We start from the raw sequence: 13,016 nt of genomic DNA, 5'->3' as shown, positions 1-13,016 counted from the left end.
CCGAGATCATCGCGTCTCTCCTGCCGGGAAGTAGCGATTACGGCGACGAACCAGCACGCCAGCGCGGCATTGTGCCTGCAACCACTCGCGGGTGATCGCCATCAGGGGAAACGCCGCCTTCACCTCCGCCAGGCTGAGGCCTTGCGGTGCAGCCACGATAGAGGCCAGCACTGCCGCCTCATCCGGAGGTGCGAGCGGTGCAGGGGGCGGTACGGGCGGCTCTGTCGCTGACTGTGGCTTGAGGAGCTCCTCGACCAGCGTCTCGGTATCCGGATCCGGACGGCCAATTTCACAGCGGCTCACGACCTCGCCCAATCGCTTAGCCGCCGCACTCCCGGCATCGAGCGCGGCGCGGCACGCCGCCAGATCCCCTTCCACGATCAGCGAGATCATCCCGGGATCGGTCCGCCATTGACGCAAGAGGCGAACATTTGCGGACTTGAGCATGGCATCTGCCGCCTCGATGGCCGTGGCCAACCCCCTGACTTCGAGCATTCCCAACGCGTTGATCATGGTTATCCCTCACTCAGACCAGCATGATTGGCTGCCGGCCAATCTCCAGCACCGCCTGGGTAAATGCCTGACAGGCTGCGCTGCACGCAGCCTGGCTGCCGGTGAGGAAAGCCCCCGAGTAGTTGGTCTCTGAGGGGGGCGGCACATAGCTGGCCAGAACAACATCGGCCGCTTTTAGGGCTGCATCGATCCCGAAGGTTGCCTCCAGAGGTGGCGCAATCAGATACGCCAGCGGCTCGCCGGGTTTCACCCCCGTCTGGGCCGAGAGATAAGAGCCGGTGCGCGACACGACATGGGCCAGAAACGCGGTATCTTCGGCATCATTGGCCCAGCGGAAGGCGGGGCCATGTTCGATGGTGGCGATCATCGAATCCAGCCCGGCACGGACTTCGGCCGGAGAACTGCCGCCCAGCATGATCAACACCTCACCGGCGGTCGGGGATGAGCTGTGCGCCGCCCCCGCATAGAGGGAGCGGCCAAAAATGACCTCGACCTGCGCTTGTTTGGTTGCCTCATCGGCAGCGATATAGGCAACGTCATCAGAATCTGCGGTGAGCAGCCCCAGGCAGTTGATATGATCAGGCAACTTCAGTGTGGCTTTGAAGTCGTACTGAACGGATGCGATCAGCCGCACTGCTTTCACGCTAGGTTTGATTAAATCCAGAGTAGCCATGAAAAACTCCTTGTTAGCGATTCAGCGCCATGCCGGAAGCTTTCTTCTCCAGCATGCGTTTGGTGAAATCTACGATAACGGCGGCCGCTTCTACCGGCGGGGTGCCACCACGGTGGATATTGGAGATGCAAGTCCGGTCCGCTTCGACCGTGGCGGCAGTGGGCCCGTACACCATGTAGCAGGAGAGACTTTCTGACTGCCCCAGCCCCGGCCGCTCACCCACCAGCAGGATCACCACCTGGGCCCCCAGGGTTTCCCCTACCTGATCTTCCACTTTTACCCGGCCATAACGAACGAAGAAGGGGGTGCCCACATCAAGACCTGCACTCTCCAGCCCTTTGAGCAAGGGGGGCAGGATCTCGTCCAGATTGGCTGTAATGGCATCGGTGGAGAGACCGTCAGAGATGACGACCTGTACCTGCGGATGCTGTTTGCAACGGGTTTTCAGCAATTGCACCGACTCATCATTGAGTCTGCGACCCAAATCAGGGCGGGTAAGATATTGATCTTTAGTGATTATCTCGCTCTGCAACTCCAGCAGTCCCTGCTGCTCCACCCACTCCTTTGGCACTTCTTTGAGCACGGTATCCTTGGAGCGAGAGTGATCGGCCAAAAAGCGCAGCAGTGCCGTGGTACGAGGACGTGTCCCGGCGCGCCCCGTGCAGACGCGTGCAGCAGTATTGGCGCGCAGCTCCTCCAGCACCTCGGCCCGCTTGGGCTGTTCTACGCCAATCCATAATCTGAACGCTTCATCCCCGAGATCGGGCAAAGCTGCCTCGGTAACGCTCGGCTGGGCAGTGGCAGCAGGCATCGCCTCCGCAGAGGATCCTTGCCCCAACTGGCTCATGACTGCGCGTACAATTTCATCAATTTGTTGCTTGTCCATGGTTATCAGCTCCGGATCAGAAGAAGAAAGAGGGATCGCCTGCATGGCGTGTCAGTCGGCCGTTTTCCATCAAGCCCATCTTCTCCATCCATGCCTCAAACTCGGGGGCCGGACGCAAGCCCAACAACTGGCGGATAGTGGCGGTATCGTGGAAGGCGGTAGTTTGGTAGTTGAGCATGATGTCATCGCCCAGCGGCATGCCCATGATGAAGTTGCACCCGGCTGTGGCGAGCAGGATCGCCAGGGTCTCGTTGGCATTCTGGTTGGCATCGGCATGGTTGGTGTAGCAGCAATCGCACCCCATCGAGATGCCGGTGAGCTTGCCCATGAAGTGATCTTCGAGGCCCGCACGGATGATCTGGCGATCATTGTAGAGATACTCAGGCCCGATGAAGCCGACGACGGTATTGACGATGAAGGGATCGTAATGGCGAGCCAAGCCGTAGTTACGCGCCTCCATGGTTACCTGATCGGCACCGTTGTGCGCGTTGGCCGACAGGGCGGAACCCTGGCCAGTTTCGAAATAGAGGTAGTTGTCACCCTTGATGCGATTGTGGCGATGACCGACTTCGCGGGCCTCGTCCATAAGCTCCAGCGTGACACCAAACTCTTTCAACCCTTTCTCACTGCCGCAGATACTCTGGAAAATCAAGCCACCGGGGGCACCCTGACGGATCGCTTCAATCTGGGTAGACATGTGCGCCAGCACACAGCCCTGGGTCGGGATCTGGAACTTGTCGATGGCACCGTAAATGGAATCGAGGATGCGCCGCACGTTCTCCACGTTGTCAGTCACCGGATTGACCCCGATCACGGCATCACCCAGACCAAAAGAGAGCCCTTCAAACATTTGGGCCTCGATGCTCTTCACATCATCGCGGGTATCGTTGGGCTGCAGACGGGCACTGAAGCGACCGGGCAAACCGATAGTGGTGTTGGCCCGTTTGATGACGGGCATCTTCTTGGCGCCATAGATCAGGTCGGCGTTGGAACAGATTTTGGCGACCCCGGCCACCATCTCCGACGTCAAGCCTTTGCGCAGAAAATCGATCTCACGGCTGCAGGTCTCGTCACTCAACACAGTTTCCCGCAGCTCGCCCACGCTCCAGTTGCGAATGCGGGCATAGGCGGCCTCGTTGAGATCGTCCTGAATGACGCGGGTCACGCAGTCATCCTCATAGGGGATAACCGGGTTCTCCCGCAGGTCGGCCAGGGTTAACTCCGAGAGCACCTGCTTGGCAGCAACGCGCTCTTGCGAGCTTTGGGCGCTGACGCCTGCCAGCATATCGCCGGAGCGAGGCTCATTGGCCTTGGCCAACACCTCTTTGACATCCTTGAATTGATAGGTCTTGCCGAATAAATTCGTCTTCAGTTTCATGATCAAACACCTTTGGAAGATGGAAAGGCCAATGACTTGACGGTGACAGGCACAATATCGCCACCAAAAAGTGGCATCCCGATATCGATATAATCGCCAGCCCTGGTCGCGACTTCGTCGATGACAGCGAGCTGGCGTCCGGCCAGCGCCGGTTGTAGCAACATGCCAAGTGCTTTGCCCAAGTCTTGGCTAGAGAGCACTAGCAGTGGCCGGGATTGCGGGAAACGCTGTGAGAACCCGGCCAACTCGTTCACGCATGCTTCAATGGCCCGGTAGGCAACCGGCAGATCCGTCGGCAGAGCCAGGGCATAGAGATCTTGTGCCGGATCCAGATCCAGTCGTCGCACCGCTTGCTCAAGGCTGGCAAGCAGGCGGCCTGGGGTGCAGTCGGACCATGCCAGGTCTGGATGAGCAACAGGGATGTTGCGTTGTGGTAGATGAAGATCCTGCAACCAGATAGTGCTGCCCGACAGCGACAGGGTATAGGCGCCAGCGCCGATAACCGTGGCCCGTACCGTTTGTGCCGGTGCGCGCATTTTCTGGGCTTGCATACCCTGATGGTGGGCGATCGCTTGCGCCAGCAGCGGGCCGATATCGCCGAAGGCATAGGGGGTTGCAGTGGGGTGGTAGTAACACTCCCCTACCCCGCCCGAGATCAGTACCGCATCAAACGGACGCCCGGTGCGCAGCGATGGCGTCATGAGCAGCTCATGGGCCAGAGGAGAGGGACATCCCTGCAGTACCTCCCACAGCAGCTCGGCCATCCTGGCGGCCACCTGGCCATGCTCAACCGGCCCCAATCTCTCCGGCTGATAACCGGCACCAAACAGCTCGGTGCAGATAGCATGGGCAGGCGCATGAACACGACGGGTTCTCCCCTCGGGGCTCACCTCAATCAGCCGCCCACCGACATTCAGACAAGCGGTGTCGACCAGCCGCCCGGCTTCAAACACGGCGTAGTTGGCGGTACCACCACCGATGTCGATATTGACGACGCGGGCGGCCTCCCGCTCGGACAGCTCACCGGCCCCGGAGCCGTAACCGGCGATCGCTGACTCAAGATGGGGACCGGCTGTTGCGACCACAAAGTCACCCAGCGTCTCCGAGAGGCGCATGATGGCCTCCCGCGCGTTGCGTGCCTTGGAGGTTTCACCGGTGATGATGATGGCCCCGGACTCGATTTTGCTCATCTCGATCCCCGCCGCAAGATACTGCTCGCGGATGAAGGCCATCAATGGCGCCTCGTTCACACGACCGTCAGCATCCAGCGGCGTAAAGGAGACCGGGCTCTGGTAGACGATCTCGCGACGCGAAAACTCGTAGCGAGGCACCTGTGACACGCCAGCCCGGTTGACCAGCTCCAGCAGCGAGAAGATCACCTGGGTCGTCGTCGTGCCGATGTCGATGCCCACACTGTAGATCTGCCGACGGTTCATGATGGGATTAGCCCTGTTGTCCGGAATGAAGCGCCTGAGGCACCTCAACGGTTTTGACCGGAGCCAGTTTCATCGCCAGCAGCACGGCGCTGAACCCGCCCACCAGCTTGCCGACGATCATCGGGAAGATCATGCTGGAGACATTGGCGGCGGTGAAACCAAGGTGATCACCAAAGGTGAAGGCGGCTGAGACTGCGAACGCCACGTTGATCACCTTGCCCCGATCGTCCATTTTGCTCATCAGACCAAACATGGGGATGGAGTTGGCGAGGGTCGCCACCATACCGGCTGCAGCACTGTTGTTCATGCCAAGCAGGCCGCCAACGCGCATCAGCGGCTTTTCAAACCAGCGAGTCAACATGAACACCATGGGGTAAGCCCCCAACAGGACGCAGGAGATAAAACCGATCACCTCGATGGCCCGCATCGTGGCCCCCGGCTCGTCACCGCGCACCATAAAGATGGGGTCCATACCGGGCAGCACGCTCACCCCGAGGGTGGCTTGCAGGACGGCAAGGGCCAGACCGGCGGTGATCAGCACCACCAGACATTTGGCGAACACCTGGAAACCGGCGATCATCTTCTCCGGTGAGAGCTTCAGCCCGACGGCGAGCAGCACGGCCACCACAATCACCGGGATCATGTTGACCAGCAGCATCTCGAAGGTGAACACCACAGGCTGACCATCAACCATGACGTTACTGAACATGGCGACGATGCCACCGGCAAGACAGCCAAGGGGAATCGTGATGACACCGGCCATCACCCCCAGCGCCAGGAAGCGACGATCCGCTTTGTCGATAATCCCCAGCGCCACCGGAATATTGAAGACAATGGTCGGTCCCATCATGGCACCGAGGATCAGACCGGCATATAGCCAGGCGGCAGTGTCTCCTCCGGACAGCTCCTTGGCCAGGAAGAAGCCTCCCATGTCGTTGGCCAGCAAGGTGGTGGCAAACATGGCAGGGTTGGCACCCACCGCTTCGTAGAGCGGGATCACTACCGGGCCAAGCACGTGGGCAAGTACCGGTGCCAACGCGATCACCCCGACCATGGCGAGGCCCAGTGCCCCCATGGCCATGAACCCCTCTTCAAACTGAGAGCCGGAACCGCTGATCTGGCGACCGACACTGCCCAGTCCGATCTTGCCAAGCACCGCTTCCGACCCGCCGAACTGGGCCATCATGCGGTCCAGTGCTGCGATAACCATAAAACTCATCATGATCCACATGATGATCTCGTTAATACCCATGACGTGCTCCTTGTGCCCAGTCCTGTTCAGTTTTCTGTGACCTGGCGTTGCCAGGCATGACGGTAGATATCGATGATCTCGGCGTGACTGGCGGTACGGGGATTGCCCGCCAGACAGGTATCACTCAGCGCGGCACTGGCCAGATCGGGAAATGCCTCCGGAGTGATCCCTGGCACGCACAAACCGGTTGGCAAGCCGATATCGGTGATGAGTTGCGTCACCGCCGTAATGAACCCATCCGCATTCAGTGCCTCCCCGCTCAGGGCGTAACCTATCTCCCGATAGGCTTTGGCTGACACCAGCCGGTTGAAACTCAAGACGGAGGGGAGCAGCATCGCGTTGGCGATACCGTGGGGAATGTGGTAGCGCGCACCAATCTGGTGTGCCATGGCATGTACCAGACCCAACCCGGCATTGGAGAAGGCCATGCCCGCGAGATATGAGCCCAGCATCATGTCCTGCCGGGCGGCCAGGTCATGGCCCTGGCCAACGGCGATGGGCAGAGCCCGCCCGATCAGGGTGATGGCGCGGTGTGCCAGTGCCTGGGTCAAGGGATTGGTACCGCGAGCCAGATAAGCTTCGATGGCGTGCGTCAGCGCATCGATGCCGGTAGCGGCGGTCAGGGGAGCTGGCACTCCCAGCGTCAAACAGGCGTCGATCACCGCGACATCGGGGATCAACGCGGGCTGGACGATGGCCTGCTTGATGCCACTCGCACTGTCGGTGATCACGGTAATATTGGTCGCTTCCGACCCGGTACCCGCGGTCGTCGGGACCAGTAGCAACGGCATGCGACCATTGGGGAGCATCAGGGCCGCCGCCAGTTCGGCCACGCCCATGCCGGGATGAGCTGCCAGCACGGCGATCGCTTTGGCTGTGTCCAGGACGGAGCCGCCACCGAATGCAATGATGGCATCGCATTGTGCATCGGCCAGCTGGCGGGCTGCCGCTTCGACCGTGTCACTGTCCGGTTCGCCACCGGCGTAGCGATAACATTCGGTGGCGACACCATGACGCAGCAGCGAGCGAAACAGAGTGTCAGCCAGCCCCTGATCCAGCAGAAAACCATCGATGGCAATGAACACATGGCGATAGCCACGCGCCGCTGTCGCCTCACCCAGACGGGCAATGGCACCCGCGCCGATAAAGGTGGTCGGGGGCACGGTGAAGGTTTGCACCTCCCGCGCATTGAACAGATCGAGCGCGTGATAAAGTGCCTGACCCAGATCATCAACCTGCATGACTTGCTCCTGTTGCCTGCCCATAGCAGGCGATGGCCAGTGGGGTGAGATAGAGCGAGTGGCGGGGCAGATGAACACGATGTGCCGGAAACTCGCGCTGAAACAGCTCGCGAACCCCGGGAAGGGTGCAGCTACCGCCGGAGAGATAGAGATCGCCCTTGGGCATGCGCTCGAGATGGTGCTGAACGATATCGCACATCTTTTCGAATACCGGGCGCACAATCGGCCATACCTCGCTCCCCTGCTCGCGCTTCATCACCTCGACCTCCGCCAGAGGGCGGCCACAGTGGCCGGAGAGCGTCAGCGAGACATGGTGGCCGCCGGTCGCCTCATCGGCGCTGTAGACCACCTTGCCTTGCTCGACGATGGCGACGCCGGTTGTCCCGCCACCGATATCCACCACGGCAGCATGCTGCAACCCCAGCAGATTGACGACCGCGGAGGGCTCATCAATCACCGCGCTGACCGTCAGGCCCGCCGCTTCCAGCACGTTGACCGAGATCCGCGGATCTGTGCCTGGTGGAAAGGAGGTGGTCGCACTCTGAAAGCGATGGCCCAGTTTTTGTTCCAGCTCGTCGAGCTGGCGGCGAACGATCTCGACGGCGCCGAAGAAATTCCAGACCACGCCATCACGCACCACATCGGCCCACTCCAGACAAAGCGCCAGGGGCTCGCCCGCCGGGTCGACCACCACAGAGACGACATCGCTGGTACCCAGATCGATACCCAGACGCATATCGGCAACGGGCAGTGGCGTCAGTTCACCGCGATGCAGCTGACACGCCGCATCGAGACGTACCTGCAGCAGTTCGAGGGAGAGGAAGGGTGATGGCATGGCGCACTCCTTACACGATGCGGAAGTGGTCAACCAGCACACAACGGCGCAGGCGAATGAAGGTCCGGGCTGAGGTCACCCCTTCCCCTGTCGGGGTGGAGATGGTCATGGTGGTCCACCCCTCGCCACCGAATCCCAACCCTGCCAAGCAGGGGCCATTCTTGACGAAAATACTGGTATCGACGGCGTTGGCCATCTTGTCCAGATTGTCCAGATTGCGTGAATGCATGGCGGCAGTATGGCGGCAGCCCCCTTCGAGCTTCACTGCCAGCGCGATGGCTTCATCAACATGGCGGGCACGTACCACAGGCAGTACCGGCATCATCAATTCGGTGACTGCAAACGGGTGGTTGGCGGGGGTTTCCACAAACAGCAAACGGGTATCTTCCGGCACGGTCAGCCCGATGGCTGCGGCAATTTTTGCAGCATCCCGGCCCACCCAGTCACGGCTGACCACACCGTGGCCCTGTTCATCCACTTTGCTGAGCAAAATGGCGCACAGCGCCCTGGCTTGCTCGGCGGTGAGCTCTACGGCATGGTGCCGTGTCATCTCGGCCTTCAGGTCATCGCAAATCGCATCGACGGCGATCAGCACCTTTTCATCGGCACAGATGATGTTGTTATCAAACGACGCCCCCCAAACGATATCGCGGGCGGCACGGGCAATATCGGCCGTCTCATCGACCACTACTGGCGGATTGCCAGCGCCGGCAGCGATCAGCCGCTTGTCGGTCACTTTGCGGGCTGCATCGACCACGGCTTCCCCGCCGGTGACGACCAGCAGGTTGATGCCGGGATAACGAAACAGCCGTTGCGCCGTTGCAATGTCGGGTTTAACCACTGTGGTCAGCAGGTTCGCCGGGCCCCCCGCGGCAACAATCGCATCGTTGAGCAACGAGATGGCACGCTGTGAGGTACGCTTGGCCGCCGGATGCGGGGCAAACACCACGCTATTGCCCGCCGCGATCATGCTGATGGCGTTATTGATGACGGTCGCAGCAGGGTTGGTGGAGGGAGTGACCGAGGCAATGACTCCCCAGGCTGCGTTTTCGATCAGGGTCAGCCCCTTGTCACCGCTCAATACCTGCGCCTGCAAGCACTCCACGCCCGGGGTATGCCTGGCTTGGGCCAGATTTTTGGCAATCTTGTCGTCAACACGACCCATGCCGGTTTCTGTTACCGCCAATTCAGCGAGTTCACGCGCATGGGCCTCTCCCGCACCGCGAATGGCCGCGATCACCTGCTGGCGCATCGCCACACTGTGCAGCGCTTTTTGTGCAACCCGTGCTGCGGCCACCGCATCGTCGAGTTCGGTAAAGATACCGGATGCCAGATCGGCCGCGACCGGCTCGTTACTTGTCGGGGAGGTTTGCCCCATTGAGGCCAGGACCGCTTTGACCACTTGTTCGATGTCAGTTGCCTTCAGTTCCACACCCTACTCCTTATTTCCCAACCATCCGGCATGCCGGATCACTTGTGGTAAACCACTTGCTGCTGGTACACCACCTCATCGATGATGCCGACCACACCCAGATCTACCGGCGTATTTTCGTCCAGCATGCGCCGTGCGGAGCTGCCGGCCACCAGCAGTACCCACTCGCCATTACCGGCGCCCAGGCTATCGGCAGCGACGTGAAAATCACCGCTCGGCTGGCCGTCCGGTGTCAGCATCTCCACCAGCAGCAGGATCTCTCGCTGCAAGCCACTGTGCTTGACGGTAGAGACCACTTGTCCAACTACGATGCCCAGTTTCATCTTTTTGCTCCCGTTGCCCGTATGGGCAGACAACACTTCCCCCTGCCACCTGAAGCGGCATCATCAAAGGAAGGGGAAGGATAGGCCGGTCAGCTGGGTATTAGCCGCCGGCCTGGTTCATTCGAGGTTCAGTCGAAGTTTTTGTCGGCCGACATCTTGATTGGAAAAACCTCTTCCAGATCAGCATGGGGACGCGGGATGACGTGGACAGAGACCAGCTCGCCGATACGCTGTGCGGCAGCCGCACCGGCATCAGTGGCAGCTTTGCAGGCGGCAACGTCGCCACGGACCATGGCGGTAACCAGGCCACCACCGATCTGCTTGACGCCGACCAGCTTGACGCGAGCCGCCTTGACCATTGCATCTGAGGCTTCGATCAGGGCAACCATGCCACGGGTTTCAATCATGCCAAGAGCTTCCATTTACACACTCCTTTAAGGGTTGGGGTTGTTCATCTTGTTTAGCGGGTCATCGGGATTTGTTGCTCAACGACGGGTCCCGTTTTGTTGCACATCTTCATCGCCAGCAGCGTGACATTGACCATGTCCGCCACGCTGCAGCCACGAGACAAATCGTGTAGCGGTCGGGCCAGCCCCTGAACCATGGGGCCGAGCGCCTGATAGTTGCCCAGTCGCTGGGCGATCTTGTAACCAATGTTGCCCGCTTCCAGCGATGGAAAGACCAGCACGTTGGCCCGTCCGGCCAGTGGGCTGCCCGGCGCCTTGCTGGCTGCCACGTCAGGCACCATGGCGGCGTCAAATTGCAACTCACCATCGACTATCAGATCCGGGGCACGCTGGCGTACCAACTCGGTCGCCGCGCGAACCTTCTCTACTTCGGGATGACGGGCACTGCCATGAGTGGAAAATGAGAGCATGGCGACACGAGGCTCGTTGCCTGTCACGTTGCGATAGCTCTCGGCACTGGCCAACGCGATATCCGCCAATTGCTCCGGAGTCGGTTGTGGCACCACACCACAGTCAGCAAACCCCAGTGGCTCACCGCCGTTGAGCGGCAACATGAAAAAAATGGAAGAGACGGTGCGATTGCCGGGTATCAGACCAATCACCTTGAGGGCGGCCCTCAATACGTCAGAGGTAGATGAGTGATTGCCGGCAATACAGATATCCGCATCCCCGGCTGCCAGCATCGCCGCACCAAACCAGAGCGGCTGTTGCAGCCTTTTTTGCAGCGCATCTTCACTCTCTTTGGCCATGCGTGTCGCCAAGGCTTGCTGATAGCTGGCCAGGCGGGATGACATGGCAGGATCATGGACGGCAAATCCGGTCAGTGGCAGCCCCCGGGTATGGCAGAAATGGCGCAGCTCGAAGGGGTTAGCCAGCAGAATGGGATAAGCCAATCCCTCCCGTGACAGCTGATGAGCGGCAAGGACGCAACGTTCATCCAGACTGTCGGGAAACACAATGCGCAACGGTTGCTGGTGTGCGGCAAGACGGCACTGTTTGAGCAGACTCATTGTGCGGCCCCCACTCCTGGCAGTGGCTTGCCACGTTTGGCCAGCAACGCGAGGATCATCAGCACGTAGACGGCACTGCTCAGGCGATTGAGCCCCTGCAATATATCCGGGCGGCTCACGTTAAAATCGACATCCAGATAGAGCTGGGCAGCGACGCTCTCGCATTCACGGATCATGGCCCGCAGCAAATTGAGCCGGGCAACCTCAACACCATGCTCAATGGCTGGCACAATGTGATCATGACCCAGCAGGGCGAGTGGCTGGTGTGACAAGGCATGGATCTGTGCATCATCGGCCTCCCCCATGGCAATCGGCGCAAGCGTTTCACCACTCACCTCGGCACGCAGCACATTACCAAGGGCAGAACGGATATCAGCCAGATAGCGCGCCAGCGTGGACGACATCTTGTGCTCTTCCCATTCGGTCTGGATCCAGACCGCTTGGGCAATGGTGCTGTCCAGCTTGCCCCGCAGCACAATGCGCGGATGGTTCTTGGGCACCAGGGTGTGCGCATTCAAATGCGTGAGCGCTTCGCTTTTTTTGGTCACGGGCTGATGACAGAGCTGGCAGCAACTCTCGGTGCGCTGATCCGTGCCCGTCAGCGCATGAACCGCCCGCTGTTCGCCATGCTCATCGGTGCTGAAGAGAGAGCCCTGTTCGTCCTGGTAGCGAACCACGATGCCGCGCCCTTTGAGCAGATCCTCGGCTGACTGGGTCAACTTGGCATCCCGAGGCAAGCGGATCTCGGTATTCTGGGTGATGGAGTAACGGGATCGCAGCCACTCTTCAGTGATGAAAGTGCTCATGGCCACCTCAGCAGCTCTGCCAGTTAGCCGGATAGGCTACATAGAGGAAACGCACATGAGTGGGGGTGCCGAACTCAATGCTGGATCCTTTGGGAATAAAAATGACATCCCCCGCTTTCGCGATAGTCGTTTCCTGGTTGCAGCGAATATGCAGCTCCCCCTCCATCACCAGATCGACCTCATCATAATTGAGCGTCCACGGGAAAAAGGCGTTTTCCCACTGCATGAAACCGGCGGCCATGGAACTGCCATCCGCGGCGGTGATGAGATCCGCGATGCCCACTTGCTGGCCGGGCCCCGCCCCATCGAACAGGCCCATCCGCACATCCTGGGCATGGACACATTTGATGGCGGGTCCGCGTGGTGAGCTGGTTGGTGAGGCCGTCTCTGCCTGGCTGGCTCCTCGATGCTCTGCTGCCGCTTTGCGAACCAGTTGATCAACCAGCTCTGGGGTCACGGCCCCGGCGGGCAACCGCGCAAGGATCTGGGAACGGATCTCTGCCAGCACGGCCTGCTCATCATCCTGACTCGCCACGACCGCAACGGGCACCGCTGGTGCACTCGGCTGGCTGGCATCAGCGACAACGCGCGGGGCCTCGGTCAGGATCACCCCCAGTCGCTCGGCGACCACATGAGCTTCCGGGGTAACGATATGCTCTCTGGTACAGATATAGATGGCGTGTTCCCCGGCGGCATGGGCCGCACGTACCGTATCGGCACTGATCAGCTTCTTCATCTCGCAACTCACCTTATGCTTTGGGCCG

General features: G+C 60.3%; 14 protein-coding genes. All 14 read right to left on the bottom strand.

Annotation, left to right across the window (positions count from 1 at the left end; translation table 11 throughout):
• Nucleotides 1-6 precede the first annotated feature (6 nt).
• The 14 genes from ACE1BR_RS05755 to eutQ all read right to left on the bottom strand — a co-directional run bounded on the left by ACE1BR_RS05755 (nucleotide 7) and on the right by eutQ (nucleotide 12,988).
• Nucleotides 7-495, bottom strand: a complete 489-nt coding sequence (locus ACE1BR_RS05755) for a BMC domain-containing protein (RefSeq protein ID WP_374868401.1) — start codon at nucleotides 493-495, stop codon at nucleotides 7-9.
• A gap of 31 nt (nucleotides 496-526) precedes the next feature.
• Nucleotides 527-1,186 (bottom strand): ethanolamine utilization microcompartment protein EutL, encoded by a 660-nt coding sequence (eutL, locus tag ACE1BR_RS05750; RefSeq protein WP_374868399.1) that lies wholly within the window; start codon nucleotides 1,184-1,186, stop codon nucleotides 527-529.
• Nucleotides 1,187-1,199: 13 nt separating this feature from the next.
• Nucleotides 1,200-2,072 carry an ethanolamine ammonia-lyase subunit EutC gene (gene eutC, locus ACE1BR_RS05745; protein WP_374868397.1) on the bottom strand — a complete coding sequence of 291 codons (873 nt, stop codon included), beginning with the start codon at nucleotides 2,070-2,072 and terminating at the stop codon, nucleotides 1,200-1,202.
• A gap of 16 nt (nucleotides 2,073-2,088) precedes the next feature.
• On the bottom strand, nucleotides 2,089-3,450 hold the full coding sequence (locus ACE1BR_RS05740; RefSeq protein WP_374868395.1) for an ethanolamine ammonia-lyase subunit EutB: 1,362 nt from the start codon (nucleotides 3,448-3,450) through the stop codon (nucleotides 2,089-2,091).
• Between the two features lie 2 nt (nucleotides 3,451-3,452).
• A complete protein-coding gene (locus ACE1BR_RS05735) occupies nucleotides 3,453-4,886 on the bottom strand; it encodes an ethanolamine ammonia-lyase reactivating factor EutA (RefSeq protein ID WP_374868393.1) in 1,434 nt (477 codons plus the stop codon).
• A 7-nt stretch (nucleotides 4,887-4,893) separates the two neighbouring features.
• Nucleotides 4,894-6,138: an ethanolamine utilization protein EutH gene (gene eutH, locus ACE1BR_RS05730; RefSeq protein ID WP_374868391.1), complete on the bottom strand. Its 1,245-nt coding sequence runs from the start codon at nucleotides 6,136-6,138 to the stop codon at nucleotides 4,894-4,896.
• A 26-nt stretch (nucleotides 6,139-6,164) separates the two neighbouring features.
• Nucleotides 6,165-7,379, bottom strand: a complete 1,215-nt coding sequence (locus ACE1BR_RS05725) for an iron-containing alcohol dehydrogenase family protein (RefSeq protein WP_374868389.1) — start codon at nucleotides 7,377-7,379, stop codon at nucleotides 6,165-6,167.
• Nucleotides 7,369-8,214 carry an ethanolamine utilization protein EutJ gene (eutJ, locus tag ACE1BR_RS05720; protein WP_374868387.1) on the bottom strand — a complete coding sequence of 282 codons (846 nt, stop codon included), beginning with the start codon at nucleotides 8,212-8,214 and terminating at the stop codon, nucleotides 7,369-7,371. Before eutJ ends, ACE1BR_RS05725 begins: the two co-directional genes overlap by 11 nt.
• Nucleotides 8,215-8,224: 10 nt before the next feature.
• Nucleotides 8,225-9,646 (bottom strand): aldehyde dehydrogenase family protein, encoded by a 1,422-nt coding sequence (locus ACE1BR_RS05715; RefSeq protein WP_374868385.1) that lies wholly within the window; start codon nucleotides 9,644-9,646, stop codon nucleotides 8,225-8,227.
• A 38-nt stretch (nucleotides 9,647-9,684) separates the two neighbouring features.
• A complete protein-coding gene (locus tag ACE1BR_RS05710) occupies nucleotides 9,685-9,969 on the bottom strand; it encodes a EutN/CcmL family microcompartment protein (protein WP_374868383.1) in 285 nt (94 codons plus the stop codon).
• A gap of 128 nt (nucleotides 9,970-10,097) precedes the next feature.
• Nucleotides 10,098-10,391: an ethanolamine utilization microcompartment protein EutM gene (gene eutM / locus ACE1BR_RS05705; protein ID WP_374868381.1), complete on the bottom strand. Its 294-nt coding sequence runs from the start codon at nucleotides 10,389-10,391 to the stop codon at nucleotides 10,098-10,100.
• Nucleotides 10,392-10,429: 38 nt separating this feature from the next.
• Nucleotides 10,430-11,446, bottom strand: a complete 1,017-nt coding sequence (gene pta, locus ACE1BR_RS05700; protein WP_374868379.1) for a phosphate acetyltransferase — start codon at nucleotides 11,444-11,446, stop codon at nucleotides 10,430-10,432.
• Nucleotides 11,443-12,252, bottom strand: coding sequence for an ethanolamine utilization cob(I)yrinic acid a,c-diamide adenosyltransferase EutT (gene eutT / locus ACE1BR_RS05695; RefSeq protein WP_374868377.1), 810 nt, complete (start codon nucleotides 12,250-12,252; stop codon nucleotides 11,443-11,445). The genes pta and eutT overlap by 4 nt, the downstream gene beginning before the upstream one ends.
• Before the next feature lie 7 nt (nucleotides 12,253-12,259).
• A complete protein-coding gene (eutQ, locus tag ACE1BR_RS05690; protein WP_374868375.1) occupies nucleotides 12,260-12,988 on the bottom strand; it encodes an ethanolamine utilization acetate kinase EutQ in 729 nt (242 codons plus the stop codon).
• Between the last annotated feature and the right edge of the window lie 28 nt (nucleotides 12,989-13,016).

The organism is Aeromonas sp. MdU4 (assembly GCF_041929505.1).
In the GTDB taxonomy this organism is placed as follows: Bacteria; Pseudomonadota; Gammaproteobacteria; order Enterobacterales; family Aeromonadaceae; genus Aeromonas.
The sequence above is the reverse complement of the archived record's forward strand: the minus strand, read 5'-3'. Positions and strand labels throughout refer to the sequence as shown.